The sequence below is a fragment of the Caulobacter sp. S45 genome, assembly GCF_009765965.1.
Taxonomy (GTDB): Bacteria; Pseudomonadota; Alphaproteobacteria; order Caulobacterales; family Caulobacteraceae; genus CAHJWH01.
Map to the genome: position 1 here is coordinate 18,420 of NZ_LMUL01000004.1, position 26,142 is coordinate 44,561.

General features: G+C 69.1%; 28 protein-coding genes and 1 tRNA gene. 13 read left to right on the forward strand and 16 right to left on the reverse strand.

Annotated features, from left to right (window positions below; translation table 11 throughout):
- Positions 1-740: glycosyltransferase family 2 protein (locus GSQ87_RS02655; protein WP_158913036.1), on the reverse strand; the 740-nt coding region annotated here is incomplete at its 3' end.
- A 117-nt stretch (positions 741-857) separates the two neighbouring features.
- Between GSQ87_RS02655 and galE the strand changes: the two genes are divergently transcribed.
- Entirely contained in the window at positions 858-1,844 is a 987-nt protein-coding gene (gene galE / locus GSQ87_RS02660) for a UDP-glucose 4-epimerase GalE (RefSeq protein WP_158913037.1), read from the forward strand.
- The gene (locus GSQ87_RS02665; RefSeq protein WP_158913038.1) at positions 1,841-2,239 is read left to right on the forward strand and encodes a Tat pathway signal protein; all 399 of its coding nucleotides are present in this window, start codon (positions 1,841-1,843) and stop codon (positions 2,237-2,239) included. The genes galE and GSQ87_RS02665 overlap by 4 nt, the downstream gene beginning before the upstream one ends.
- A 6-nt stretch (positions 2,240-2,245) precedes the next feature.
- On the opposite strand, the gene GSQ87_RS02670 is transcribed toward GSQ87_RS02665, so the two are convergent.
- The 4 genes from GSQ87_RS02670 to GSQ87_RS02685 form a co-directional block, all read right to left on the reverse strand.
- A complete protein-coding gene (locus GSQ87_RS02670) occupies positions 2,246-2,536 on the reverse strand; it encodes a 4a-hydroxytetrahydrobiopterin dehydratase (protein ID WP_158913039.1) in 291 nt (96 codons plus the stop codon).
- A 61-nt stretch (positions 2,537-2,597) separates the two neighbouring features.
- Positions 2,598-3,278 carry a tRNA (guanosine(46)-N7)-methyltransferase TrmB gene (trmB, locus tag GSQ87_RS02675; protein WP_371416639.1) on the reverse strand — a complete coding sequence of 227 codons (681 nt, stop codon included), beginning with the start codon at positions 3,276-3,278 and terminating at the stop codon, positions 2,598-2,600.
- Positions 3,279-3,371: 93 nt separating this feature from the next.
- Complete coding sequence (gene metK, locus GSQ87_RS02680) at positions 3,372-4,538, reverse strand: methionine adenosyltransferase (RefSeq protein WP_158913040.1); 1,167 nt, start codon at positions 4,536-4,538, stop codon at positions 3,372-3,374.
- Positions 4,539-4,742: 204 nt separating this feature from the next.
- Complete coding sequence (locus GSQ87_RS02685) at positions 4,743-5,129, reverse strand: NtrZ family periplasmic regulatory protein (RefSeq protein ID WP_158913041.1); 387 nt, start codon at positions 5,127-5,129, stop codon at positions 4,743-4,745.
- 297 nt (positions 5,130-5,426) lie between these two features.
- Here GSQ87_RS02685 and GSQ87_RS02690 point away from each other — a divergent pair, with 297 nt between their 5' ends.
- From GSQ87_RS02690 to holA, 4 genes are read left to right on the forward strand one after another with little or no spacing between them, the layout of a single operon-like run.
- Positions 5,427-5,879 (forward strand): DUF3576 domain-containing protein, encoded by a 453-nt coding sequence (locus GSQ87_RS02690; RefSeq protein ID WP_158913042.1) that lies wholly within the window; start codon positions 5,427-5,429, stop codon positions 5,877-5,879.
- A 58-nt stretch (positions 5,880-5,937) separates the two neighbouring features.
- A complete protein-coding gene (gene leuS / locus GSQ87_RS02695; protein ID WP_158913113.1) occupies positions 5,938-8,484 on the forward strand; it encodes a leucine--tRNA ligase in 2,547 nt (848 codons plus the stop codon).
- 4 nt (positions 8,485-8,488) lie between these two features.
- The gene (gene lptE / locus GSQ87_RS02700) at positions 8,489-8,986 is read left to right on the forward strand and encodes an LPS assembly lipoprotein LptE (RefSeq protein ID WP_158913043.1); all 498 of its coding nucleotides are present in this window, start codon (positions 8,489-8,491) and stop codon (positions 8,984-8,986) included.
- Positions 8,987-9,018: 32 nt separating this feature from the next.
- Positions 9,019-10,074: a DNA polymerase III subunit delta gene (gene holA / locus GSQ87_RS02705; RefSeq protein WP_158913044.1), complete on the forward strand. Its 1,056-nt coding sequence runs from the start codon at positions 9,019-9,021 to the stop codon at positions 10,072-10,074.
- A gap of 98 nt (positions 10,075-10,172) precedes the next feature.
- Here the strand turns inward: holA and GSQ87_RS02710 are convergent, their stop codons facing one another.
- The 5 genes from GSQ87_RS02710 to GSQ87_RS02730 form a co-directional block, all read right to left on the reverse strand.
- Positions 10,173-10,634 carry a carboxymuconolactone decarboxylase family protein gene (locus GSQ87_RS02710; RefSeq protein WP_158913045.1) on the reverse strand — a complete coding sequence of 154 codons (462 nt, stop codon included), beginning with the start codon at positions 10,632-10,634 and terminating at the stop codon, positions 10,173-10,175.
- Positions 10,635-10,656: 22 nt separating this feature from the next.
- Entirely contained in the window at positions 10,657-11,286 is a 630-nt protein-coding gene (locus GSQ87_RS02715; protein ID WP_158913046.1) for a 2-dehydro-3-deoxy-6-phosphogalactonate aldolase, read from the reverse strand.
- The gene (locus tag GSQ87_RS02720; RefSeq protein WP_158913047.1) at positions 11,283-12,200 is read right to left on the reverse strand and encodes a 2-dehydro-3-deoxygalactonokinase; all 918 of its coding nucleotides are present in this window, start codon (positions 12,198-12,200) and stop codon (positions 11,283-11,285) included. The genes GSQ87_RS02715 and GSQ87_RS02720 overlap by 4 nt, the downstream gene beginning before the upstream one ends.
- A 76-nt stretch (positions 12,201-12,276) precedes the next feature.
- Entirely contained in the window at positions 12,277-13,701 is a 1,425-nt protein-coding gene (pyk, locus tag GSQ87_RS02725) for a pyruvate kinase (RefSeq protein ID WP_158913048.1), read from the reverse strand.
- Positions 13,698-14,420 (reverse strand): YoaK family protein, encoded by a 723-nt coding sequence (locus tag GSQ87_RS02730; RefSeq protein ID WP_158913049.1) that lies wholly within the window; start codon positions 14,418-14,420, stop codon positions 13,698-13,700. The genes pyk and GSQ87_RS02730 overlap by 4 nt, the downstream gene beginning before the upstream one ends.
- 136 nt (positions 14,421-14,556) lie before the next feature.
- On the opposite strand from GSQ87_RS02730, the gene GSQ87_RS02735 reads away from it, so the two are divergent.
- The gene (locus GSQ87_RS02735) at positions 14,557-15,573 is read left to right on the forward strand and encodes a TraB/GumN family protein (protein WP_158913050.1); all 1,017 of its coding nucleotides are present in this window, start codon (positions 14,557-14,559) and stop codon (positions 15,571-15,573) included.
- Here GSQ87_RS02735 and GSQ87_RS02740 read toward each other — a convergent pair.
- Positions 15,570-16,265 (reverse strand): alpha/beta hydrolase, encoded by a 696-nt coding sequence (locus tag GSQ87_RS02740; protein WP_158913051.1) that lies wholly within the window; start codon positions 16,263-16,265, stop codon positions 15,570-15,572. The genes GSQ87_RS02735 and GSQ87_RS02740 overlap by 4 nt on opposite strands.
- On the reverse strand, positions 16,265-16,936 hold the full coding sequence (locus GSQ87_RS02745) for a DNA-3-methyladenine glycosylase (RefSeq protein ID WP_158913052.1): 672 nt from the start codon (positions 16,934-16,936) through the stop codon (positions 16,265-16,267). The genes GSQ87_RS02740 and GSQ87_RS02745 overlap by 1 nt, the downstream gene beginning before the upstream one ends.
- A gap of 75 nt (positions 16,937-17,011) precedes the next feature.
- On the opposite strand from GSQ87_RS02745, the gene gluQRS reads away from it, so the two are divergent.
- The 4 genes from gluQRS (at position 17,012) to tgt (ending at position 21,275) form a co-directional block, all read left to right on the forward strand.
- Complete coding sequence (gene gluQRS / locus GSQ87_RS02750; RefSeq protein ID WP_254062716.1) at positions 17,012-17,899, forward strand: tRNA glutamyl-Q(34) synthetase GluQRS; 888 nt, start codon at positions 17,012-17,014, stop codon at positions 17,897-17,899.
- 67 nt (positions 17,900-17,966) lie between these two features.
- Positions 17,967-18,917: a DMT family transporter gene (locus GSQ87_RS02755; RefSeq protein ID WP_158913054.1), complete on the forward strand. Its 951-nt coding sequence runs from the start codon at positions 17,967-17,969 to the stop codon at positions 18,915-18,917.
- A 163-nt stretch (positions 18,918-19,080) separates the two neighbouring features.
- Positions 19,081-20,154, forward strand: coding sequence for a tRNA preQ1(34) S-adenosylmethionine ribosyltransferase-isomerase QueA (queA, locus tag GSQ87_RS02760; protein WP_158913055.1), 1,074 nt, complete (start codon positions 19,081-19,083; stop codon positions 20,152-20,154).
- Positions 20,151-21,275, forward strand: a complete 1,125-nt coding sequence (gene tgt, locus GSQ87_RS02765) for a tRNA guanosine(34) transglycosylase Tgt (RefSeq protein WP_158913056.1) — start codon at positions 20,151-20,153, stop codon at positions 21,273-21,275. The genes queA and tgt overlap by 4 nt, the downstream gene beginning before the upstream one ends.
- A gap of 27 nt (positions 21,276-21,302) precedes the next feature.
- Here the strand turns inward: tgt and GSQ87_RS02770 are convergent, their stop codons facing one another.
- On the reverse strand, positions 21,303-22,304 hold the full coding sequence (locus tag GSQ87_RS02770; protein WP_158913057.1) for a hypothetical protein: 1,002 nt from the start codon (positions 22,302-22,304) through the stop codon (positions 21,303-21,305).
- A 137-nt stretch (positions 22,305-22,441) separates the two neighbouring features.
- Between GSQ87_RS02770 and GSQ87_RS02775 the strand changes: the two genes are divergently transcribed.
- Positions 22,442-22,517: transfer RNA gene (locus tag GSQ87_RS02775), tRNA-Lys, on the forward strand.
- Between the two features lie 18 nt (positions 22,518-22,535).
- Positions 22,536-23,198: an NUDIX domain-containing protein gene (locus GSQ87_RS02780; RefSeq protein ID WP_216838935.1), complete on the forward strand. Its 663-nt coding sequence runs from the start codon at positions 22,536-22,538 to the stop codon at positions 23,196-23,198.
- Here GSQ87_RS02780 and bioD read toward each other — a convergent pair.
- From bioD to GSQ87_RS02795, 3 genes are read right to left on the reverse strand one after another with little or no spacing between them, the layout of a single operon-like run.
- Complete coding sequence (gene bioD, locus GSQ87_RS02785; protein ID WP_158913058.1) at positions 23,169-23,882, reverse strand: dethiobiotin synthase; 714 nt, start codon at positions 23,880-23,882, stop codon at positions 23,169-23,171. The two genes, GSQ87_RS02780 and bioD, sit on opposite strands and share 30 nt — an antisense overlap.
- The gene (locus tag GSQ87_RS02790; protein ID WP_158913059.1) at positions 23,879-25,006 is read right to left on the reverse strand and encodes an 8-amino-7-oxononanoate synthase; all 1,128 of its coding nucleotides are present in this window, start codon (positions 25,004-25,006) and stop codon (positions 23,879-23,881) included. Before GSQ87_RS02790 ends, bioD begins: the two co-directional genes overlap by 4 nt.
- A gap of 56 nt (positions 25,007-25,062) precedes the next feature.
- The gene (locus tag GSQ87_RS02795) at positions 25,063-26,106 is read right to left on the reverse strand and encodes a cell wall hydrolase (RefSeq protein ID WP_216838937.1); all 1,044 of its coding nucleotides are present in this window, start codon (positions 26,104-26,106) and stop codon (positions 25,063-25,065) included.
- Positions 26,107-26,142: the final 36 nt, after the last annotated feature.

Genomic DNA, 26,142 nt, shown 5'->3' on the forward strand with positions numbered 1-26,142 from the left:
CACGGGCCGGGGGTGTTCTTCACAAACACCCAGATGCGGTTGCGATGGCCGTGGAACAAGGTGAAGTCCGACCGCCGCCCCGAAATACCCGAGCCGGCGTGGCGAACCACCGCATCGGCCACCCGATACGAGCGCGCGCCCATGCCCCGCAGCCGCGCAGCCAGGTCCACGTCCTCGCAGTAGCAGAAGAACCGTTCGTCGAATCCGCCGGACACCAGGAACAGGTCGCGCCGGTACAGGGCCGCAGCGCCACATGGGCCGAAGATCTCGCCGTCGCCGGCCGCGCGCGACACCGGCCACCCCTCGCCCGCCCGCCACGCTAGGCCCGCCGCATGCCAGACGTCGCCGATCCCGTCCAGCACGCCCGGCTCGTCCAGGCGGAGCTGGGTCGCCCCGAAGCTCGCCGCCTCGGGTCGCGCGCGGGCGGCGGCGATGAAGCGCTCCAGCCAGGCGGAATCGGCCACGGCGTCGGGGTTCAGCAGCACCAGGAATTCGCTCGCAGACTCCCGGGCCGCGACATTGTTGGCGACCGCGAAGCCGGAATTGTACCCCATGGGGCGCACCCGGAACCGTGCGTCCGGCAAGGTCAGCCGTTCCACCGAGCCGTCGGACGAGGCGTTGTCGACGATCACCGCTTCGAAGTCCGCAAAGGTCTGGGCCGCCAGCGCGTCGACGCAGGGCTGCAGGAAGGCGCCGCTCTCGTAGGCGACGATGACGACGGTGGCTGTGGGCGGGGACATGTCGTTGTGCTTCTAGAGCCTGTTCCTCCCCATCGCCTCCATTATCCGCACCCCCAAGCTTGAGCGGCTGCGCTGGCGCGGCCATAAGTCCCACACCCCCTCGGAGATATCGCCCGCGTGAAGACCATCTTCGTCACCGGCGGCGCCGGCTATGTCGGTAGCCATTGCAGCAAGGAGTTCGCCGCCCAGGGCTGGAACGTGGTGGTCTACGACAACCTCAGCCGCGGCTGGCGCGATCTGGCGCGGTGGGGCGAGCTGGTCGAGGGCGACATCCTGGACCGCGACGCCCTGCAGTCCGCGCTCACCGCCGCCAAGCCGGACGTGCTGGCCCACTTCGCCGCCCTGACCTATGTCGGCGAGTCGGTGGAAGACCCGGCGCTCTATTATCGCAACAACACGCTGGGAACGTTCAACATCCTGGAATCCATGCGCGCGGTCGGCGTGGACAAGATGATCTTCTCCTCCACCGCCGCCACCTACGGCGTTCCCCACCAGGTCCCCATGCCCGAGGACCACCCCCAGCAGCCGATCAACCCCTATGGCTGGTCCAAGCTGATGGTCGAGCGGATGATGGACGACTACGCCCGCGCCTATGGCCTGCGCTTCGCCTCGCTGCGATACTTCAACGCCGCCGGCGCCAGCCCGGACGGGGAGATCGGCGAGCGGCACGAACCGGAGACCCATGTGATCCCCCTGGCGGCCAAGGGCGCGCTGAGCAGCGACTACGCCTTCACCATCTTCGGCGACGACTTCGACACCCGCGACGGCACCTGCGTGCGCGACTACATCCATGTCTGCGACCTGGGCCGTGCGCACGCGGCGGCGGCCAAGTACCTGATGGACGGCGGAGCGGCGGAGTTCTTCAACCTCGGCACTGGCGAAGGCACCACGGTCAAGGAGATCGCCGACGCCATCGAGAAGGTCTCGGGCAAGCCCCTGCCGCGCAAGATCGGGCCGCGCCGGGCGGGCGATCCGGCGGTGCTGGTGGCGTCCAACGCCAAGGCCAAGGCCAAGTTAGGCTGGGAGCCGACCCAGTCCTCGGTCGATGAGATCGTCCAGAGCGCCTGGAACTGGGCGCAGAAAGACGCCAAGGCGCGCGGATGAACAGGCGCCTGCGATCGACCCTCGCCGCCGTCCTGCTGCTCGCGATCGCCGCGCCGGCCCTCGCCGCCGAGGGCTCGGCGAAAAGCGACACCGCCAGCTATTCGGCCCTGCCGACGCTGACCGCCACCGTCCGCCATGCCGACGAGTCGCGCGGAGTGCTGTCGATCCAGGCGGGGCTGGACGTACCGGACGCCAAGCTGCGCAAGCTGGCGACCCAGTCGGTGCCCCGGCTGCGCGACGCCTACGTGCGGACCCTCAACCTCTATGCGGCGGGGCTCGCGCCGGGGGCCTCGCCCAACATCGACCAGATGGGCCAGCAGCTCCAGCGCGCCACCGATAGGGTGCTGGGACGGCCCGGCGCTCACTTCCTGCTCGGCACCGTGATGGTCAACTGAGGGGGCTCAGTCGCCGCCGTAGATCTCGTCCATGAAGCGGGCCATCTTGACGTCCAGCCCGGTGACGCCGTCCGCGTCGTGGGTGGCCAGCAGCACCTCGACCCGGTTGTAGACGTTGGACCATTCCGGGTGATGGTCGAGTTTTTCGGCCAGCAGCGCGACGCGGGTCATGAAGCCGAAGGCGGCGTTGAAGTCCTTGAACCGGAAGGTGCGCGTCAGGGCGTCGCGCCCCTCGGCGGCCCGCCAGCCTGGCAGGCCGGACAGGGCCGCCTCGGCGCCGATCTTTTCCTGGGGCATTCCCGTTTCCCTTGTTCGACGACGATCAAGCCTATTGGCGAAGACCCTAGTCGTTTTCCCCTCACCCCCGCACGAAATCCAGGAATACCGGCGCGATGTCGCCGAGCTTCTTCTCTTCGTAGCGAGTGGTGACGTGGTCGGCGGGCGGGACGCGCCAGTCGTCGGCGCGCTCGGCGGTCCATGACACCTGCGGGGCCTGCAGCCAGCGCTCCAAAGCCCAGTTGGCGTAGTCGGCCCAGTCGGTGGCGAAGCGCAGGCGACCGCCCGGCTTCAGCACCCGGACGATCTCGGCGACGAACTCCGGCTGCACCAGCCGGCGCTTGTGGTGACGGGCCTTGGGCCACGGATCGGGGAACATGATGAACACCCGGTCCAGGCAGGCGTCCGGCAGCAGGACGAGCAGGTCGCGCACATCGCCCACGTGCAGGCGCACATTGGCCAGGACCTGCTCTTCGATATGGCGCAGCGCGCTGGCGGCCCCGTTCAGGAACGGCTCGGCCCCCAGGAACAGCACCTCAGGGCGCTTCGCGGCCTGGGCCGCCAAGTGCTCCCCACCGCCGAAGCCGATCTCCAGCCAGGTCTCGACGGCGTCCGGCTTGAGACGAGTCGGATCGAGCGGCGCGCCCAGATCGAGCGCGATGCTGGGCAGCAGGGTGTCGAGCAGCCCGGCTTGGCGAGCCTTGATCGGGCGCGACTTGATGCGGCCGAAGCTGCGGAGCGGACCGTGAGGTTGCTGGGCCATGGGAATGCAAAATGGGGCTGGAGGCGATCAATGCCCCCAGCCCCAACCTTGTTACAAGACGGATTTAGCGTCGGCCGTGATGGCCGATAACGCTTAGGCCAGGCGCTTCAGCTCATCCACCAGGTCGGTCTTCTCCCAGGAGAAGCCGCCGTCCGCGTCCGGCTCGCGGCCGAAGTGGCCGTAGGCGGAGGTGCGGGCGTAGATGGCGCGGTTCAGCTTGAGGTGTTCGCGGATGGCCCGGGGCGTGGCGCCGCCGATCAGCTCGGGCAGCAGCTTCTCCAGCTGAACCGGGTCGACGTGCCCGCCGCCGTGCAGGTCGACGTAGAAGCTGAGCGGCTTGGCCACGCCGATGGCGTAGCTGATCTGGATCGTGCACTTGTCCGACAGGCCTGCGGCCACGACGTTCTTGGCCAGGTAGCGGCAGATATAGGCCGCCGAGCGGTCCACCTTGGTCGGGTCCTTGCCCGAGAAGGCGCCGCCGCCGTGCGGCGAGGCCCCGCCGTAGGTGTCGACGATGATCTTGCGGCCGGTCAGGCCCGCGTCGCCGTCCGGCCCGCCGATGACGAAGTTGCCCGTGGGGTTCACGTGCCACTCGGTCTCCGCGGTGATGAAGCCCTCCGGCAGCACCTGGCGGATATAGGGCTCGACGATAGCGTGGACGTCCTTGGGCGTCAGGCCTTCCTTATGCTGGGTGGACAGCACGATGGAGGTGGCGCGCACCGGGCGGCCGTTCTCATAGAGCAGGGTGACCTGGCTCTTGGCGTCGGGCTCCAGGCCCGGCTCCTGGCCGGAGTGGCGCACCTCGGCTAGGCGCTTGAGGATGTTGTGCGAGTACTGGAGCGTGGCCGGCATCAGCTCGGGCGTCTCGTTGGTCGCGTAGCCGAACATGATGCCTTGGTCGCCCGCGCCCTCGTCCTTGTTGCCCGAGGCGTCGACGCCCATGGCGATGTCGGCGGACTGGGCGTGCAGGTGGCAGGCGTAATCGGCGGTCTTCCAGTGGAAGCCTTCCTGCTCGTAGCCGATGTCCTTGATCGCGGCGCGGACCTTCTCTTCCAGGCTCTCGACGATGCCCTCCGGCCCGCGGACTTCGCCGGCCAGCACGATGCGGTTGGTGGTGACCAGGGTCTCGCAGGCGACGCGCGCATAGGGATCGGCTCCCAGGAACGCGTCCACGACCGTGTCGGAAATGCGATCCGCGACCTTGTCGGGATGGCCTTCGGACACGCTCTCGCTGGTGAAGATGTAGGACGGTCGGCTCAAGGGGGACACTCCGCGTAGGCAGGCGGCGGTTTCGATGGGCGCCAGCGGGCGGCACCATATAAAGCTGTCCTTATATGATCAAGCGAACAGCTACATGCGCGCGGCGAGATAGCCGACGAAATTGATGAATATCAAACGGAGTCGCCTTCATCCGGAAAGCGGTCAAACCGCCAGTTCGCCTGGGATTGAGGCGCCTGACGGAGCCTAGAACTTGAACTTGGTTTCCAGGTGGACGCGCGGCAGGTTGGCGTCCTGCGGCAAAATCTTCTGCGGGTCGGCCAGACGGTCGCCCAGACCCACCATGCCGCCAATCCGCATCGAGGGCGTGATGTGGAAGAAGGCCCCGGCGGAAACGTCCTTCACGTCCACATTCTGATCGTGACCCACGGGAGGATCGATATCCAGGCGTAGGCCCCAACGCCCCTTGGCGTCGAGCTCCAGGCTCTTGTGAGGGGTCGAGTAGGCGTCGATGCCCGTGAAGGCGTTGGGGTTCTGGGTCTGGGCGCCGTCGGCCGCACGCGCACCGCTAGCCACCCCCATAAGGAGGAGCGCTGCGGTCGCCGCCCTGATCCCACCCGTCCAGCCCGTCATCGCCCTATCGATCGTCCTGGGCATCCCCATCCCAGGAACCTGTCTAGTCATAGTAACATATACATTTTTTAAACGTCCCGGCGCGGAAAGGGTCAATCCCCCGTCACGTCGCGCCACACCTCCGCTGCGACGTGTGGCCGCCGGGCCACGTGAAACCTGTTGGCCCTCTGGGACCGCTGGTATAGAGCGAGCCTCCACGCTGCAGGTTCCCCCGCGCGGCGAAGCCGTGCGCTAGGGTCTCATTGCCGCCACAGGCGCAGACCCAAGCTCCAAGATCGAGTGAGACGGGTCATCGATATGTCGGTCGTTAGAAACACGGTCCTGGTTCTGACCGCGAGCACCCTGCTGGCGGGATGCGGGCATGGGAATTCTTCTCTGGCGGGCACGACCCGCGCCCGCGCCCTGGCGCAGTCCACCGCCGGCATCGGCGTGAACAGCTATCTGTGGCGCGCCACGCTCGACACCCTGGCCTTTATGCCGCTGGCCTCGGCCGACCCCTACGGCGGGACGGTGATCACCGAGTGGTACGTCAATCCGGAAAAGCCGGACGAGCGGTTGAAGGCCACGGTCTACATCCTCGACACCCGCCTGCGCGCGGACGGCCTGAACGTGACCGTGTTCAAGCAGACCAAGGACGCCGCCGGCGCCTGGGTGGACGCGCCAGTGGCCGGCCAGACCGACATCGACATCGAGAACTCCATCCTGACCCGCGCCCGCCAGCTCCGTCTGTCGAACCTGAGCGCCCGATAGAGGTATGGCGTCGCGCTCGGGCTTGACGGTGCAGTCGCCGTCAGGTCCAACGCGCGCGATGAGCCGTTACAATCCCAAGGAACAGGAACCCCGTTGGCGCGCCGCCTGGCGCGATGCGGACACCTTCCTGACCAAGACGCCCGAGCAGGCCCAGGGCCGGCCCAAATACTACGTGCTGGAGATGTTCCCCTATCCGTCGGGGCGGCTCCACATGGGCCACGTGCGCAACTACACCATGGGCGACGTGGTGGCGCGCTATAAGCGGGCGCGGGGCTTCAACGTGCTGCACCCGATGGGCTGGGACGCCTTCGGCATGCCCGCCGAGAACGCCGCCATCGAAAAGGGCGTCCACCCCAAGGGCTGGACCTACGACAACATCGCCGCCATGCGGGTCCAGTTCGATCAGTTGGGCCTGAGCCTGGACTGGTCGCGCGAGTTCGCCACCTGCGACCCGGAATATTACGGCCAGCAGCAGAAGTGGTTCGCCGAGCTGTTCCGGCGCGGCCTGGTCTACCGCAAGGAGGCCACGGTCAACTGGGACCCGGTGGACAACACCGTGCTGGCCAACGAGCAGGTGATCGACGGGCGCGGCTGGCGCTCCGGCGCCCTGGTCGAGAAGCGCAAGCTAACCCAGTGGTTCCTGCGCATCACCCAATACGCCGACGACCTGATCGAGGGGCTGAAGACGCTCGATCGCTGGCCCGACAAAGTCCGGCTGATGCAGGAGAACTGGATCGGCCGCAGCCAGGGCCTGCGCTTCACCTTCGACCTGACCGGACACCCCCCGGAGGGGTTCGAGGGGATCGAGGTCTACACCACCCGCCCCGACACCCTGTTCGGCGCCAGCTTCGTCGCCATCGCGGCCGACCATCCGCTGGCCGAGCAACTGGCGAAATCCAATCCCGAGATCGCCGTCTTCGCCGAGGAATGCCGGCGCGGCGCCGCTACCGAGGCCGAGATCGAGACCGCCGAGAAGAAGGGCCTGTTCACCGGGCTCGAGGTCGCCCATCCGTTCGATCCCGCATGGAAGCTGCCGGTGGTGATCGCCAACTTCGTGCTGATGGACTACGGCACGGGCGCGGTGTTCGGCTGTCCCGCCCACGACCAGCGCGACTTGGACTTCGCCCGCAAGTACGACCTGCCGGTCCTACCGGTGGTGTTGCCGCCCGACGGCACGGCGGACAGCTTCAAGGTGGATGCGGAGGCCTATACGGGCCCAGGCCGGATCTACAATTCGCGCTTCCTGGACGGCCTCTCGATCGAGGCGGCCAAGGCGGAAGCCATCACGCGGATCGAAGCGGCGGGCCGGGGCCACGGCTCGACGGTCTATCGCCTGCGCGACTGGGGCGTCTCGCGCCAGCGCTACTGGGGTTGCCCGATCCCGGTGGTCCACTGCGCCAAGTGCGGGCCGGTCGCCGTCGCCGAGGACCAGCTCCCCGTCGTGCTGCCCGACGACGTGACCTTCGACAAGCCGGGCAATCCGCTCGCCCACCACCCCACCTGGAAGCAGACCACCTGCCCGCAATGCGGCGGCCCGGCCGAGCGCGAGACCGACACGCTGGACACCTTCGTCGACAGCTCCTGGTACTTCGCCCGCTTCACCAACCCCCACGCCGCCTCGCCCATCGACCGGGAGGCGGCCGACTACTGGATGGCGGTGGACCAGTATATCGGCGGGGTGGAGCACGCGGTGCTGCACCTGCTCTACGCCCGCTTCATCACCCGCGCGCTGAAGGACGAGCGCATGGTCGGCGTGGCCGAGCCGTTCGCCGGCCTGTTCACCCAGGGCATGGTCACCCACGAGACCTTCAAGGGCGCCGACGGGCGCTGGCTGGCCCCGGCTGAGGTGGACTATCGCACCGAGGGCGCAACCAAGGGCTTCTTCGAGACCGCCAGCGGCCAGTCGGTCACGGTCGGCGGCGTCGAGAAGATGTCCAAGTCCAAGAAGAACGTGGTCGCGCCCGAGGACATCTTCGACCAGTACGGCGTGGACGCCGCCCGCCTGTTCGTGCTCTCCGACAGCCCGCCTGAGCGGGACGTGCAGTGGACCAATTCCGGGGTCGAGGGCGCCTGGCGCTTCGTCAACCGGGTCTGGGCCGAGGTCGACGGCGGCACCGAGAGCGGCGGCGTCGAAAGCGAAGAGCTGCTGCGGGCGACGCATAAGCTGATCAAGGCGGCGACCGAAGGGCTGGAAGGCTTCCGGTTCAATTCGGCGGTGGCCCAGTTCTACGCCTTCCTGAACACGCTCAAGAAGGCCGAGGGGGCCGACCGCAGGGCGGCGCTGCGAACCCTGGTGGTGCTGATCTCCCCCTTCGTCCCGCACCTGGCCGAAGCCTGTTGGGAACGGCTCGGCGGCGAGGGCATGGCGGTGGACCAGCCCTGGCCGGCGTTCGATCCCAGGCTCGCGACCGACGAGGAACTTACCCTGCCGATCCAGATCAACGGCAAGCGTCGAGGCGAGATCCGCGCGCCCGCCGGCGCCGCCGAGGAGGAGGTCCGCCGCATCGCCCTGGACGACATCGATGTCCAGCGTCACCTTGAGGGTCTGACCGTGCGCAAGGTGATCGTGGTGCAGGACCGTATCGTCAACATCGTGGTGGGCTGAGCCGATGCGTATCCCGCTCGCCGTCTTCGCCCTGCTGGCCTGCACGCCCCTGGCCGGATGCGGTTTCACGCCCCTCTATGCGACGCCGGCGCTCAGCCCCGCCCTGGCTTCGGTGGACGTGGTCCTGCCCGGCACCTCGCGCACGGGCTTCCTGCTCAAAGAACAGCTCCGGCAGGAGCTTTCCCACGACCCGGACGAGCCCGCCCACTACCGCCTGTCGATCACCCTGCATGAAACCCGCGGACCGCAGGGTGTACGGGTGAACAACGTGGCCAGCCGCTACGAACTCGATCTGTCGGTCACCTTCACCCTGGCCGACGCCACCACCGGTAAGATCCTGCATTCCGGCTCAGTCGCTTCCGAAGTCTCCTACGACTCCGCCGACCCGCCCTATGCCGGCGTCGTCGCCAACCAGGACGGGGAGCAGCGCGTGGCCAAGGAAGCCGCCATCCGCATCCGCCTGGACCTCGCCCGCTACTTCGAGCGCCAGGCGGTTCCCTGAGAGCGTCGTCCGGGGTCTGAAAGCCTGAAGCCATGATCCTGTCCAAGCGGGCCGACGTCGAACGCTTCCTGTCCCACCCCACCGCCGGCGTGCGCGCCGCGGTGATCTGGGGCCGCGACCGGGGCGGCGTGCACGAGCGGGCGGACCTGCTGGCGAGCAAGGTCTGCGACCGCCCGAACGATCCCTTTGACGCCGCGTTGCTGACCGAGGCCGACGTCGACTCCGACGGAGCGCGGCTGGCCGATGAGCTGTCAGCCATTTCCATGCTCGGCGGTCGGCGCATGGTCCGCCTGCGCCTGACCGGGGAGAAACCCACGGTCGACCGCGCTACGGCCGAGGCGCTGACCGCCCACGCCGAGGGCCGCTACAACCCCGACGCCTTCATGATTGTGGAGGCGGGCGCGCTGGAGCGGTCGTCCGCGTTACGCAAGGCCGCCGAGGGCGCCAAGGCCGGCGCCGTCTCCATCCCCGTCTACGAGGACGAGACCGGCGACGTGGCCCGCTTCGTGCGCGAGGCCCTGGCCGCCGACAAGGTCGGCATGACGCCCGAAGCGCTGGAGCTGTTCGTCTCGCGCCTGCCCAAGGAACGCGGCGTCGCCCGCCAGGAGATCGAGCGGCTGATCCTCTACATCGGTCCCGGCAGCGGGACGACCGCCTCGGCCGCCGACCTCGTCCCCTATCTGGGCGTGGAGCCGGAAGCCTCGCTCTCCGACGCCGCCGCCGACGCCTTTGGCGGCCGTGCGGCCCTGGCGCACGCGGCGCTGCGCCGGGCGCGGGCCGAGGGCGAAGGCGGACCCGCCGCCGTGCGCGCCATCGGCAACCACCTCAACCGCCTGCGCAAGGCGCAGATCCTCACAAACGCAGGGGCCGGCGCGCAGGAGGCCGCCAAGTCGGTCGGCGTATTCTGGAAACAGGAACGCGAATTCCTGCGCCAGATGAAGAGCTGGCGCATGGACGATCTCGACGCGCTGCAAGGCGACGTGCTGGACGCGGATCGCGCCTGCAAGTCCGCCGGCAGTCCCGACCACCTGATCGTCGAGCGGCTGGCCCTGTCCATCGCCGGACGGGCGCGGCGGTTGGGGTTGTAGAGGGCGAAGGCGACGTCAAAAGCGCATTTCCCCTCCTGTCATCCCGGCCGCAGCGAAGCGGAAAGCCGGAATGACAGGGAAAGGAACGGCCCGCGCCGCTAACCCGCCGCCTTGACCGCGTCCGGCGTCGCCCTGAACCCGATGGCGATGCGGTTGTAGGCGTTCATCAGCCCGATCGCGATGCTGAGATTGGTCAATTCGTGCGCGTTGAAGACGGCGATGGCGGCATGATACGCGTCATCGGACACGCTTGCGTCGGCGACCCGGGTAAGCGTCTCGGCCCAGGTCAAGGCAGCCCGCTCCCGCGTATCGAACAGGGCGCCGCCTTCTCGCCAGACCGGCGTCAGCACCAGCTTCTCGACCGATACGCCGGCCTTGAGCAGGTCGCGGGAATGCATGTCGATGCAGTAGGCGCAGCCGTTGATCTGGGAGACACGGAGATAGACCAGATCGATCAGGGTCGAAGGCAATCCCGATTGGGCGACATGGGCGTGCACGCCGCCAAGCGCCTTCATCCCGTCGGGCGAGGCGGAAACGTAATCCAGTCTTTGGTGGCTCATACTGCGCTCCGGGTTGTCGAGATCATTTCGATTGCATCAGACGGTTGACGGCCGCCACCGCCGCCTTGGCCCGTACATGCACCTCTTCCGGGGTGAAGCCGGGCTTGTAGAGATCGCCGCCCATGCCGAAGCCGCGCGCGCCGGCGGCCCACCAGTCGGCCATGGTGTCGGGCTTCACGCCGCCGACCGGCATCACCGTCGCGTCCTTGGGCAGCACGTCCAGCAACGCCTTGACGTGGCCGGGCCCATAGCTGCCGGCCGGGAACAATTTCAGATGGCGCGCGCCGGCCTCGCAGGCGACGAACGCCTCGCTGGCGCTGCCGAAGCCCGGCATGGACTTCAGGCCGCGCTCGACCGTGCGCCGGATCACCGTGGCGTTGGTGTTGGGGGAGACGATGATCTGGCCGCCCGCCTCGACCACCTGGTCCACGACCTCCGGGCTCAGCACCGTGCCGGCGCCGCAGACCAGACGATCGCTCCAGGCGGCGAGCTTTTTGATACTGACAAGCGGATCGGGCGAGTTCATCGGCACCTCGATCACCCGCACGCCGCCGCTGTAGAGCGCCTCGGCCACCGCCTCGACCTCGTCGGGACGCACGCCGCGGATGATGGCGACGATGGGGACCTGGGCCAGGGCTTCTTCGAGGGTCATTGCAAGGCGCCTTCCTTGAACAGGGCGTGCAGCCCGGCGAGCACGGCGGCCTCGCCGTCATAGACCTCGGCCGCAACGCCGGCATGGTCCAGAGCCCGCTTGTACTGGGCGCAGAGCCTGCCGTCGCCGACCAGGGCGATGGGCGTGTCCGATTTCACTCCCAGAAGGCCCGGCGTCGTCGCCACGTCGGCGCCGATCAGCAGGCCCGACAGATAGGCGCGCACCTCTTCGGGCTTGAGCCCACCGCCGCCCACGACCCGCGCCCGCGCGGTGAACAGGCGCGCCGCCAGGGCCCCGCCGTCGCCGGCCGCCTCCAGCCCCTGCTCGAAGGCCGGTCCATCCGCATCGCCCTCGGCGCCTTTCAACACGCTGTGCTGGGTGAGGACGGCGAATAGCTCGCCGGTCATGGCGGTGACGAAGCGCTCTATCCGCCCATCCGTCACCACGGCCCACTTGGCGTGGGTGCCGGGGTGGCAGACCAAATGGGTTCCCTGACGGCGGGCAGCGTCCTGGGCCAGCCAGCCGATCAACTGGGTCTCCTCGCCCCGCATCACGTCGGGACCGCCGATCCCCTGCCCGCGCAGCCCCGGAACGATCCCGACCCTAGGGTCCTCGCCATCGATCAGGCTGATCCGGGCGGCCAGGGCCTTGGCGTCGGCGGGGCAATCCACATACGCGACCTCCTTCCAGCCGATGTTGGAGCCGGCCATCCCGGTGATCAGGGCCGGCAGGCGCTGGGCCTCCAAGGCCGGGCGCACCGTGTCGCGGAAGATCGCGGCCGCCTCGCCGGGCTTGAGCCGCGAGACGCCTAGAGGAAACTCCCGATGCGCCAAGGGCGCGCCGTCGGCGTCCACGGTCCAGGCCCGCAGGTTGGTGGTGCCCCAGTCGAGGGCGAGGAAGGCGGCTTGTGTCATGGAACTCCGGACCTGATGGGCCACCTGTGAACGCGTACGCTGCATCCTGAGATGCCCGAACGGTCCCTGCGCCATGTCAGAACTTGAACGGCGCGTGGGCGAAGCGGAGCAGGTTGGCGGCGCCGGGCGCTCCGAACGGCGTGCCGGCCAGGATCAGAATCCGTTCCCCCGGCTTGGCCAGGCCCAGGTCGACGGCGTAGCGCACCGCGTCGTCGGTGACGTCCTCCAGCGTCTTCGGGTCGGAGCCCGCCCGCGGCTCCAGACCCCAGACCAGGGCCAGCCGCCGCGCCACCTGGGGCGTGGGCGTCAAGGCCACCACGGGCTGCAACGGCCGCTCCCGCGCCAGGCGCCGCGCCGTGCCGCCGGTAGTGGTGAAGGCGACCAGGCAGGCGGTGGAGCCCGCATCCGCCGCGCGACGGGCGGCGGCGACCAGGGCGTCGGCGTCGATGTCCTCGGGCGGGCTGTGTTCGGCGTCCATCAGCTCGGGCCAGCGCGGATCGCGCTCCACCCGTTCGATGATGCGGCCCATCATGGTGACCGCCTCCACCGGATAGGCGCCCGACGCGGTCTCGGCCGACAGCATCAGGGCGTCGGCCCCTTCATAGGCCGCATTGGCGACGTCGGTGGCCTCGGCGCGGGTCGGCGTGGCGGAGTTGATCATCGACTCCAGCATCTGGGTGGCCACGATCACCGGCACGCCACGCCTGCGGGCGGCGCGGATCAGGGCCTTCTGCGCGACCGGCACCTCCTCGGGCTCCAGTTCCACGCCCAGATCGCCGCGCGCCACCATCACCCCGTCGCAGAAATCCAGGATCTCCTCGATCTGCTCCAGGGCCTGAGGCTTCTCGATCTTGGCCATGATCGCGGCGCGGCCCTGGACCAGCTTCTTCAGCTCGGCCATGTCGGCGGCGCGCTGGACGAAGGACAGGGCCACCCAGTCGACGCCGATCTTCAGCGCGAAGGTCAGGTCCTTGTGGTCCTTGTCGGTCATGGCGCTGACCGGGATGATCGCGCCAGGCAGGGCCACGCCCTTGCGATCCGACAGCTTGGTCCCCTGCACCACCTCGGTGTCGGCGAAGTCCTTGCCGCACTTCTTGACCTTGAGCCGCACCTTGCCGTCGTCGATCAGCAGGATCGCCCCGGGGCTCATGGCGGCGAACAGTTCGGGATGGGGGGTGGAGACCCGCTTGGCGTCGCCGGGCTTGGGGTCCAGGTCGAGGCGGAAGGTCTTGCCCCGCACGATCTCGACCGACCCGTCCTTGAACTGCCCAAGCCTGAGCTTGGGGCCCTGTAGGTCCGCCAGCACGCCCAGCGGCCGGTCCACGATCGCCTCGGCCTCGCGCACCGCCTTCAGGTTCGCCGCGTGATCCTCATGAGAGCCGTGGCTGAAGTTCAGGCGGAATACGTCCACGCCGGTCCGCGCCAGCTCCAGCACCTTTTCCGGGCCCCGGCTCGCCGGTCCGAGCGTGGCGACAATGCGGGCGCGACGGACGCGGATCATGAGCTTCTCCCTGCGCCCGAGGCGCGACCTTCGGCGTTATCGTCGCCGCTGTTGTCGGTGGTTTGTATTGCGTGGCGGACCAGACCACCGAGCACCAGCGCGAGCAAGGCCGCCGCCGCCGCCGGCGCCAACAGGGCCGCCGTGTCGACGCGCCCATAGCTGGCGGCGCCCCCGACCGCGCCCCCGGCCAGCCCGATCCACATGGCGAGATAGGGCAGCACCGCACGCAGCTGGCCGGTCCCAGCAACCGAGTCGGCGAGCTTTTCCCCGATCTTGACCAGGGTCCCGGTGACATAGGTCAGGCTGGCCTTGGCCCCGCCGATATGGGTCATGGTGGCGTTCTGCACGCCCATCGCCAGCACCATGGCGGCCGTGGCCGTCACCGTCGCCGTCTGGCCGGCGACCAGCGTCAGCAGCACCGCCACGCTCAGCAGCGAGGCCGTCAGGATCAGCACGGCGGCCTGCCGCCAGATCCCCGACGCCTCGGCCACCAGGCGGCCGGCGAACACGCCCATGACGAACAGGGCGATGATCCCCGCCGCGGCCCAGGCCTCTAGGCTGTGTCCCTGGACGAAGGCGGCCGACATCTGGGTGGTGTTGCCGCTCATGAAGGAGACGAACAGGCCGCCCAGCCTCAGGAAACCGACGGCGTCGACCCAGCCGGCGATCACCGTCAGGGCTATGGCCAGGAAAAGTTGCGCGGTCTCGACCCTGCTCACGCCTCGCCTCTCGCTCGCCCCTGTCTAACGGGCGTCGGCGTCCACGGCCAGGGCCGCTCGATACGAACGGCGCCTCGAAACGGCCGGTGTCTCCACCTAAATGCGGATCATGTTCAAAGGCGGTTCGATCGACTCCATGCCGGCGCCCATCCGTCTGCTCGTCCTGGCCACCGTCGCCCTGGCGCTGGCCGGGTCCGCGGCCGCCCAGACCACGCCGCCCGCAGCGCCGTGGGCGCCCAGCGGTCCCGCGCCCTGGGACACGGGGCCGACGCCGTCCGGCGGCGTCACGGTCGCCCCCGTCGAAGTGGTGAAACGCCTGCCCGGTCCCGCCCTCTGGCGTGTCACCAAGGGGCCGTCCGAAGTGATCATCCTCGGCGGGCTGACGCCCCTGCCGCATATGCTGGAATGGAACACCCTGCGAATGGAGCATGCGCTGAACGGAGCGGACGCGCTGTATCTGCAGCCTCGTCCCAAGCTGGGCGCGATGGAGGTGATCGGCCTGGCGTTCAACAAGGGGGCGCTGCAACTTCCCCGCGGACAGACCCTGGACAAGAGCCTGCCGCCCAAGGAGCGGGCGCGGCTGCTGAACCTGCTGGCCAATATCCATAAGAAGCCGGCCGACTATGCGCGCTGGAAACCCGCCATCGCCGGCCTGTTGCTGATCGCGGATTTCCGCAGGGCGGCGGGGCTGTCCGACGGCAAGCCCGGAACCACCGTGATGCATATGGCCAACGACGCCCATGTCCCGGTGCGTTACGTTGGGGACTTCGACCTGGGACCGTACATCAAGACCGCCGCCACCCTGTCGCAGGCGGCGAACCTGGCCTGTTTCGACGCCGCGATGGACGATATCGACCAGGAATCCGCGCATGGGCGCGAGGCCGCCTCGGCCTGGGCCAACGCCGATCTGAAGACGGTGGGCGAGACCTACAAGGTCTCGGTGCTGGACCGCTGCCTGCTCCAGCTCCCAAGCGTACAGGGCCTGCTGGAAAAGGGCACGCAGCAAGGCGTCACGACCATCGAGACCGCCATGATCACCCCCGGCAAGTCGGTGGCGGTGATCGATCTCAACTTCCTGCTGCGTCCGAACGGCATCCTGGATCGGCTGAAAGCCGATGGCGCGACGATCTCGATCCCGGATTTGACCCGCTAGACCCTGCGCTCCGGCCCGCTCCAGCCTGCAAAACCTCCGGCCAGGGCGTCGTGCAGGAATTCGGCCGTCAGCGACAGCGCCTCTTCCGGGATGGAATGACCCGCCCCCCCGCACAACCGCCACAGCGCCGGCGCGCCGACGTCGGCAAGGGCCGACAGGGCCATGAACAGGGACTGCGGCGGCACCCGGTCGTCGCGATCGCCATGACAGAGCAGGATGGGCGGACGGCTGAGGATTTCACGCGGCAAGGTCTCGGCCCCGGCCAGCAGTCCCGAAAGCCCGACCACCGCCCCCAGCGTCTGCGCCCGGCGCGGCCCGACATGCAGCGACATCATGGTCCCCTGGCTGAAGCCCACCAGGGCGCAGGCGCTTGGAGGCAGGCCGTGACGAACGAGCTCCGTATCGATGAAGGTGTTCAACGACGGCGCCGCCGCACGCACGCCGGCGGCCAGCTTGTGCAGGTCCGTGCCGCTGAGGGGGAACCACTGGTAGGCGCTGCCGGAAGGATAGCCTGGCACGCCCTCGGGCGCGTTGGGGGCGACGAAGGCCGCATCGGGCAGGATTTGGGCCAGGTAGGGGGCGAGTCCGATCAGGTCTTCGCCGTTGGAGCCGTAGCCATGAGCGAAGATCACGAGTTGGCGCGCCTTGCCGCCGCTGGCCGGTCCGACCCGGGGTCCGTCGATCGCCGCCATCAGATCGCCTCGCTGTCCACGTCCGGCAAAGCCACGCCCCGCCGTCGAGGCTTGTAGTAGCCCCACAGCAGGTGCGCAGCCACACCCCGAAAGGGGCGCCACGCCTCACTTCGCGCATAGAGCGCTTTTTCACTCAACCTTTCAGGGACATTTTCCAACGCGCGGAAGGCCTCCTGCAGCGCCAGGTCTCCGGCCGGGAAGACGTCCAGCCGGCCTTCGCAGAACATCAGATAGACCTCCGCCGTCCACCGCCCCACGCCCTTCAGCGAGACCAGGGCCGCGATGGCCGCCTCGTCGTCCAAGGCGCCCAGCCCTGTCAGGTCCACCACCTTGTCCACATGGGCGCGGGCGATGGCCAGGGCGTAGCGCGCCTTGGGTGCGGATAGGCCGAACGCCTTCAGCCCGGCCTCGTCGTGGCCGAGCACCGCCTCCGCGCCGACCCCGCCCAGCCCGGCCTCCAGCCGCGCCCAGATGGCGGCTGCTGAGGCGGTGGAAACCTGTTGCTGGGTGATGAGCTGGATCAGGCCGGCGAACCCGCCCGGCCGAACGCGCCAGGCGAACTCCGGCGTCCGCGCATGGGCCCGCGCCAGCAGGGGATCGCGCGCCGCCAGCCACAGCCGCGCCTCGGCGATACGGGCGGGATCGATCGGGCTGGAAGCGGGGATGTCCATCGACGCCAGTCTAGGGCGCCCATCCGGCGCCGCGAACCTGTCGCGCGAAGGTCGCGGGACCGGTATGGAGGAAAGGTGAGCGCCTTTGCGACCCGTTTCGCCCCCTCGCCGACCGGCCTGCTGCATCTCGGCCACGCCTTTTCCGCGCTGACCGCCTTCGAGGCGGCGCGGGCGGCCGGCGGGCGGTTCGTGCTGCGCATCGAGGACATCGACCGCACCCGGGTCCGTCCCGAGTTCGACGCCGCCCTCCTGGAAGACCTGGAATGGCTCGGCCTCGCCTGGGAAAGGCCCGTGCGCCGCCAGTCCGAACACATGGCCGACTACCAGGCGGCGCTGGATCGCCTGAAGGCGCGGGGGCTGCTCTACCGCTGCTTCCGCACCCGGCGCGAGGTGCTGGACGAGATCGCCCGCGCGCCCCACGGCCCAGGCGATGGCGGGTTGGGCGAGGACGCCAAGGGCGCGGTGTTTCGCGGCGAACCGCTCCCAGGCGATCGGGAAGCCGAACTGTTGGCCTCGGGCCAGCCCTATGCCTGGCGGCTGTCGCTGGACCGGGCGCGCGAGGCCCTGAACGGCTTCGACCGCCTCCGTTTCGTCGAGCAGGGCCGCGGGCCGCTGGACGAGACCGGCGTCGTGGCCGTCGATCCAATGCGGGAAGGCGACGTGATCCTGGCCCGCAAGGACGTGGGCGTGGCCTATCACCTGGCCGTGGTGGTGGACGACGCGCTGCAAGGCGTCAGCCACGTGATCCGGGGCGAGGACCTGTTCCACGCCACCCACATCCAGGTGCTGCTGCAGGCCTTGCTCGGACTGCCGACCCCCACCTATGGCCATCACCGCCTCTTGCTGGGGCCGGACGGCAAGCGGCTGGCCAAGCGCAACGGCGCGCCGTCGCTACGCGATCTGCGTCTGGACGGCGCGACCCCGGAAACGGTGCGGGCAAGGTTGGATCTATCCACGGCCTAGGCGCCACAGATCAAGGATGTTGCGTTTGCGCCCTTGCCCTCCTGGCCGAGGGACTTCAAAGCCGGGCATGGCCTCCGCTTCCAACCGCAAGCCCCTGCTCATCCTGATCGTCGGGGCCAGCGTTCTGGCCCTGTCCGGGATCCTGGTGCGGCTAACCCACACGGGTCCGGCGGCCGCCGGGTTTTGGCGGTTGACCTGCGCCATGCCGCTGCTGGCGCTGCTGGCGTTGCGCGAGGGTCCCGCCGCCTCTCCGGCGGCCCGGATGACCACCAGGGCGCACCTGAAGATCATCGTCATCGCCGGGCTGATGTTCGCCGCCGACATGGTCTGCTGGCACTACAGCCTGCATATGACCTCGGTGGCCAACGCCACGGTGCTTGGCAACCTGACGCCGGTGTTGCTGACCCTGGTGGGCTGGCTGTTCTTCAAGGAGCGGCCCACCGTCCTGTTCCTATGCGGCCTGTCCCTGGCGCTCGCCGGCGCGGCGTCGATGGCGATGAGCGCGGGCGGCGGCGGGCGAGGGACCAATCCGGACCTGGGCAACGTCTTAGCCGTGATCACCACCGTCTGGTACGGCGGCTACTTCCTCGCCGTACGCCAAGCCCGCAAATCCATGAGCGCGATCAAGATCATGCTGGGCTCCAGCTTGGTCGGCGCGCCGGTGATGCTGGTCGTCGCCCTCGCCTTCCATGAACCGGTCCTGCCGACCGCGGCGATCGGATGGGCCGCCTGTATCGGCCTGGGCCTGGTCCATGTCGCCGGTCAGGGCTCCATCGCCTGGGCGCTTGGCAAGCTGCCGGCCCCCCTAACGGCGGTGGTGGTGCTGGTGCAGCCGGCGACGGCGGCGATCTTGAGCTGGTTCATCTTCCATGAGGCGATCGGGCCTCTGCAAGCGGTCGGCGGCCTGATGGCGCTGGCCGGCGTCGCCCTGGCCCAGGCCGCCCCCCAGCGCACGCCCGCACCGGTCGCCGGGGAAGCGGAGGCGATGGCCAAGGGGAAACCTGTCGCCGCCGCCTGAACCCTCGCCCGCGCTCAATTGGCAGCGGAGCCGCCCCCTCTAACCCGGTCATCCCCGCGAAGGGGCGGAGGGGAATAGAGACCCCATTTCTGGTCAGCCAGCGCCCGCCGGCCCTACGTCGCCCTTGACCGCGGGGCGCGCTTGTGACGAGTGCGCGGGCCTGATGCCGCTTCAGCTTTCCGACTTCGATTTCGCCCTGCCCGAGGACCGCATCGCGCTGCGGCCCGCCCATCCGCGCGACAGCGCGCGGCTGATGGTGGTGCGCCCCGGCGCCGCGATTGAGGACCGTGTGGTCAGCGATCTGCCCAACCTGCTGCGAGCCGGCGACGTGCTGGTGTTCAACGACACCCGCGTGATCCCCGCCCGCCTGACCGGCGTCCGTTCCCGCGACGGGTTGAAGGTGGCGGTGGAGGCGACCCTGCATCGCCGCCGCGCGCCCAATCGCTGGAGCGCCTTCATGCGCCCCGGCAAGCGCCTGCACCCAGGCGACCCGGTGGCGTTCGGACCCAACGGCGAGATCACGGCCAAGATCGAGGCCAAGGGCGAAGGCGGCGAGATCGAACTCGCCTTCGACCTGTCGGGACCCGCCCTCGACGCGGCGGTGATGGCGCACGGGATCATGCCGCTACCGCCCTATATCGCCGCCAAGCGGGGCGAGGACGACGCCGACCGCACCGACTACCAGACCGTCTACGCCGCCCACGACGGGTCGGTCGCCGCCCCCACCGCCGGCCTGCATTTCACCCCCGAACTGCTCGCCGCCCTGACGGCCGAGGGCGTGGGGTCGGCCTTCGTCACCCTGCACGTGGGCGCGGGCACCTTCCTGCCGGTCAAGGCCGACACCATCGAAGCGCACAAGATGCACGCCGAGTACGGCGAGGTGTCCGAGGCCGTCGCCCAGGCTTTGAACACGGCGCGGGCGGCGGGCGGGCGGATCGTCTGCGTCGGCACCACCAGCCTGCGCCTGCTGGAGTCCTGCCTGACGCCGGACGGCGCCTACGCCCCCTTCGCCGGCGAGACCGACATCTTCATCCATCCCGGCCAGCCGGTGCGCGCGGCTGACATGTTGATGAGCAACTTCCACCTGCCGCGCTCCACCCTGCTGATGCTGGTGGCGGCGTTCAGCGGCCTGGACACGCTGCGGGCGGCCTACGCCCATGCGGTGGAGACCGGCTACCGTTTCTACTCCTATGGCGACAGCAGCCTGTGGTTCCGGGCGGAGACACCATCGGCATGAGCGCCTTTCCCTTCACGATCAGCGCCCGCGAGGGCGCGGCGCGCACCGGCGTGCTGTCCACCTCGCGCGGCGACATCCGCACGCCCGCCTTCATGCCGGTCGGCACCGCCGGCACGGTGAAGGCGCTGACGGTGGATCAGGTGGCCCAGACCGGCGCCGACATCCTGCTCGGCAACACCTATCACCTGATGCTGCGCCCCACCGCCGAGCGGGTGGCCAGGCTCGGCGGCCTGCACAAGTTCATGCGGTGGGACAAGCCGATCCTGACCGACAGCGGCGGCTTCCAGGTGATGTCGCTGTCCAAGATCGCCAAGGTGAAGGAGGACGCCGTCACCTTCCAGAGCCACCTGGACGGCTCCCGCCATGTGCTGTCGCCGGAACGCTCCATCGAGATCCAGGCCGACCTGCTGGGTTCCGACATCGTCATGCAGCTGGACGAGTGCGTGGCTTGGCCGGCGGAGGAGCCCCGCGCAGCCGAGGCGCTACGCCTGTCCGCCCGTTGGGCCGCCCGCTGCAAGACCGCGTTCGGGACCCGTGATGCGCAGGCCCTGTTCGGCATCCAGCAGGGCTCCACCTTCGAGACCCTGCGCCGGGAGTCCGCCGATCGGCTGCAGGAGATCGGCTTCGACGGCTACGCCATCGGCGGGCTGGCGGTGGGCGAGGGCCATGCGGCCATGTGCGAGGTGCTGGACTACGCACCGGCCATGCTGCCGCCGGAGCGGCCGCGCTACCTGATGGGGGTGGGCAAGCCCATCGACATCGTCGAAGCGGTGGCGCGCGGCGTGGACATGTTCGACTGCGTGCTGCCGACCCGCTCCGGCCGCCACGGCCAGGCCTGGACCTGGGACGGCCCGATGAACCTGAAGAACGCCCGCTATGCCGAGGACCCCGAACCGCTGGACGGCTCGAGCGCGTGCCCGGCCAGCCGGGACTACTCCAAGGCCTACCTGCATCATCTGGTGAAGTCGGACGAGATCCTGGGCCAGGTGCTGTTGTCCTGGCACAACGTGGCCTTTTTCCAGGGCCTGATGTCGGCCATGCGCGAGGCCATCGCGGAGGGCCGGTTCGCTGCGTTTCGACAGAGCTTCCTGGATCGGACCGGAGCGGGATCGGAGGCCTGAGTCTCTACGCCGCTAGGGTGGGGCGGATCAGTGCGCCGAGGCCGCCGCGAAGCCGTTGCTCCACGGGGCGGCTGTGGTCGTGGAGATCGGCGCCGAAATCGCAGTGACGGCGACCGCGGTCGTCGGCGGACGCCAAGTCTGCGCGGGATCGGCGGCCGGCGCGATCGGCGGAAGCACCAGGACGCTGTAAGACGTCACGGAGACCGGCGTCGTGCTCGCAACGGCGACCGTCCCTCCATGAGCCCGCGAACGCTTCGATGCGGGGGGCGATTGCAGCGAAGCGATTTGAATCGGAAGGGGCTGCGAAGCCGCAACGCCGGGAACCTGCGCGCTCGCGACCATGACGACCTGCGAATCACCGGCGGGGTGCGCGCCCGAATTCCAGCTCGCCGCAGCGTCCGCCACCTGCGTCGGCTCGAAACCCAACGGCGCCGCCGGCCAGCTGCAGCTATGGGCCATCCCGACCGTCTTCAGGAAAGAACGCCGGACCTCGCCCGAGAGGATGGCGTGTTTGACGTGGTTCTCGTAACGCGTCGCGCCGCTGATCTGCTTGATCGTGCCGCGCATGGGGATGAAATGCTCCACCGCGCTGCCGGCGGCGTCGAGCGCCGCCTCACCGGCGAAGTCCGCCCCGCGCGAGGCGCGCGTGCGCTTCTTGTCTTCCTTGGGCATGTCGACGTCGGGGCCGAGCGCCAGATCGAGTTCGGCCACCTTGTTCAGCACGTCGTTGCAGCTATCCAGCCCGACCATGTCGTAAGGCTTCTCCTCCGCCCGCATCAGCACCGGCGGAATCTGGTCCTGCATCATGTTGAGGTCGTGGAGGGGCGCCTTAATCGCCTGGCCGGCGCCGTGGTAGATTACGGTGCCCGTGGTCTTGACGACGTAGGCGCTGGTCCCAGCGGCGTGATAGGTCGCGCTGGCCCCCGCGTCCGCATAGGAGCTAGCCTGCTGGACAGGCGCCGAGACGCATGCGGCGCAGGTCGCACCGAGCGAAACGACGATAATCGTAGTCCCCGCCACCCTCGTCATCGGCAACTCCCGCAACGCCCCCAATAAATCCACATTGTTGCAATTTAAACAATTGCTTTTACGGCCAACCTCACCATTTTGCCCGCCTTGCCCAAGCGGCGGCCCTTTCTATGGTCCCTCCGCTTCGGACAAGCCCCGAGCCCGTAGCTCAGTTGGTAGAGCACGTGACTTTTAATCATGGGGTCCTGGGTTCGAATCCCAGCGGGCTCACCACCACGCAATTCGACGTCCGTGCGGAAAACCTCCGCGGGACGCAAACGGTTCCCCACCGATCCCAACATCCTGGGCGGCGGCGCGCCGATCGAATTGCGCACGAGGGAAGACATGGCTGAAATCCTTCGAACCACCGTGCTGGACGATAGCTGGGCCACCTTCCTGAAGGCGGACGTTCGACTGGACGATGGCGTTGAAGTGTCGCGCCAGATCGTATCGCACGGCCACGCCGCCGTCGTTCTCCCTTATGATCCAATCGCCCGGCGGGTGCTGATGGTTCGCCTGTTGCGGGCGCCGGCGCTCTACGCCGAGGGCCTACAAGCCGTCACCGAAGCGGTCGCCGGCATGATCGATCCCGGCGAGACGGCAGAGGACGCCGCCCGGCGCGAGGCGATGGAAGAGGTCGGGGTTCGCCTGAAGGCGTTGGAGCCGGTCGGGACCTATTGGGCCACGCCGGGCATATCCACCGAGCGGATGACGCTGTTCCTCGCGCCCTACACCCAGGCGGATCGCCTCACTGGCGGCGGCGGGGTCGAGGGCGAGCACGAAGGGATCGAGGTGCTGGAGCTGAGCCTCGACGACATGAAGCGGATGCTGGAACAGGGCCAACTCCAGGACATGAAGATCCTCGCCCTCGCCCAGGCCCTGCAGCTACGCCACCCCGAACTCTTCCAAGCTTGAGAAAGCTGCGCCCTCCCATCCAGGCGACACCCCCTCAAACGCCCCGCTCCGGCGAACCCGCGTGACCGGCAGCCGGGAAAAGCGGTGCAGCGTCTCGGCAGTGGCCTCGAAGTCCACCCCGGCGTCCACGCTCTCGTTCAGGATCAGGCCGGCGATCGGAACAGCGCGGCCGCGCAGGGCCTCCACGGCGGTGAGGGCATGGCTGATCGCGCCCAGATAGGACCCGCATACCAGCAGGGCCGGAACCCCCAGCGCAGCGATCCAGTCGAGCACGACGCCGTCTTCCGCCACCGGGCTCATCACCCCGCCGACCCCTTCGATCAACACGTCCGTCTCCGGCGGCGTGGCGGCCAAGCGCGCGCGGCACCAGTCCACCACCTCGCCCAGCCGGATCGAGCGGCCTTGGGCGCGGGCGGCCATGTCCGGCGATAAAGGCGCCTCGAACCGCCAGGGCGTGCAGGCGGCCACCGTTTCCGGGGTGATGGGCAGGCCTTGCGCGGCGAGCAGGACGGCGGTGTCGCTGGCGGAGAAGGCCGGGTCGGATGGAGCGTCCGGCATGCCGCTGGCCACGGGCTTCAAGGCGAGCACCGAACGCCCGGCGGCTCTGCGGGCGCGGATCAACGCGGCCGACACGTAGGTCTTGCCGATGTCCGTTCCCGCCCCCGTCACGAAGACGACGCTCACCGGATCGTCTCCAGCAACGGCTTCAGCGCGTGCGCCACCGCGTCCACCTCGGCTTCCGCGTGGGCGGCGGAGAAGGCCAGCCTTAACCGCGCCTGCCCCTCGGGCACCGTAGGCGGGCGAATCGCGACCACCAGGAAACCATGAGCCTGTAATGCCTGGGACAAGGCCAGGGCCCGGCTCGAGGCTCCGACGATCACTGGGACGATCGCGCTCTCGGCCAGCGGCAGGCCCATGGCCTCGGTGAACTGCCGCGCCAGGGCCAGGGGCCTCGAGCAACGGTCCGGTTCAGCCTCCAGGATCTCCAGCGCAGCCAGGGCGGCGGCTGCCGAAGCCGGCGGCAGGCCGGTGGTGTAGACGAAGCTGCGCGCACGGCTCTTCAACAGGTCCACCACCGGGGCGGAAGCGCACAGATAGCCGCCGTAACTGCCCAGGGCCTTGGACAAGGTGCCCATCTCGAGCGGCGCGCGCGCTTCCGGCTCGATGACGCCCAGCCCGTGGGCGTCGTCCACCATCAGCCAGGCGTCGTGAGAGGCGGCGAGCGCGTTCATCTCCGCCACCGGGGCGCGGTCGCCGTCCATGCTGAATACCCGCTCGGTCAGGACCAGGGTCCGCCCCACCCCCGCATGGCGACCGGCCAGCCTGCCGGCCAGGTCCTCCAGGTCGTTGTGGCGGAATATCCCCACCTCGGCCCCCGACAGCTTGGCGCCGGCGAACATGCAGGCGTGGGACAGGGCGTCGAGCAGCACCAGGTCTCCACGTCCGACAAGCGCGGGAGTGACGCCGATATTGGTCAGATAGCCGCTACCGAACACCAGGCCGGCCTCGGCGCCCTTATGACGGGCGAGCGCACGCTCCAATTGGCCAAGCAGGGGATGGTCTCCAGTGACCAGGCGCGAAGCGCCCGCGCCGGTTCCATAGCGCTCCACCGCCGCGATGGCGGCCGCCTTCACGCGCGGGTCCTGGGCCAGACCGAGATAATCGTTGCAGGAAAAGGAGATCAGCTCCCGACCGCCCCGCTCCACACGCACGCCCTGAAGGCGGTGCGTGGGAACCAGGTCGCGGCGCAGGGCCGCGGCCTCGAGGCTAGAGAGCTTCCCGCGGGCGAAGGCGTCCAGACTGTCCATGACCGCCGCTCGGACCCCGGCGACGGCGCACTGTCAAGCTTCGCCCGTCGGGATCGCTAGACCGCCTCGGCCGTCTTGACCGGCGCAGCGGCGGCCTTGTCCGTGGTGGACGGAGCCGAAGACGCCGCCGGGGCGACCGGCTTGGACGCGACCGATGGGATGGCGGACGGAGCCGTAGACTTAGGCGTGACGGAGGGGGTCGAAGCGGCGCGGTCGGCTTGCGGCGTCGAAGTCGAAGGAGACGCTCCGTAGGCGCCGGCGGCGGGAACCAGGCTGGCCATGAGCATCTGGCCGGCCGGGGTCTTGGACGCTGTCTTGAAATCCGCAGCGACCAGGGTCGGCGGCTGGGAGGGATGCGCCGCCTGGTGGAACATGGCGTCGGCGCCGGCGTGGCCCGCGAAGCGATAGAAGACGTGCGCGCCGATCTGGGCCACCTTCAGCAAGCCCGCGAAAGCGCCGCTTCGCGCGGTCTGGAAGTGGGTCGCCTCGCCCACGCCCGCCATCACCGAGCCGTGCAGGGCGCTGGCCGCGACCTTGCGCGACCGCCGCCAAGCCTCGTCGTCCACCGGATTGGAGGTGAGGCCCTTGCAGGCGAAGGTGAATTGGCAGCCGGCGCTGGAACGCTGGTGCACCACGCCGCAGATGGTCTTTGGGAAGGCCGGATGGCGGACACGGTTCAACACCACCTGGGCGACCGCTTCCTGACCGGCTTCGGACTCGCCGCGCGCCTCGTAATAGACGACCTGGGTCAGGCAGCTGAGATCGGAACTGTCCGCCGAGCCGACGGCGAGGTGGAACGGGCGAGCGATGATCGGCGCGGAGGCCGAAACGCTGGCGCGGAAGCGATCGCGCAGCCCCCCCGCGGCGATCGCCACATTGGCCCGCGCGGGAACGATCCGGGGGGCCGTCGGTTTACTATTCGGAAAGGCGGAAGCCTCCATTGCAGGTGTGGCTGCAGGCGCCGTGCGCACACCCGACATACGGTCGAGGCCGCCGACGAGATATGCGGCGCCGATCGCCAGGCCCATTCCGGAGCCCAGAGCTATGGCGCCAAACAGCGCGCGCACGTCTCCGGCGCGCGGCTGGGAAGATATAGACAAAGCTTTCTAAGTCCTCTTCGGCGAGGGCGCTTCGCC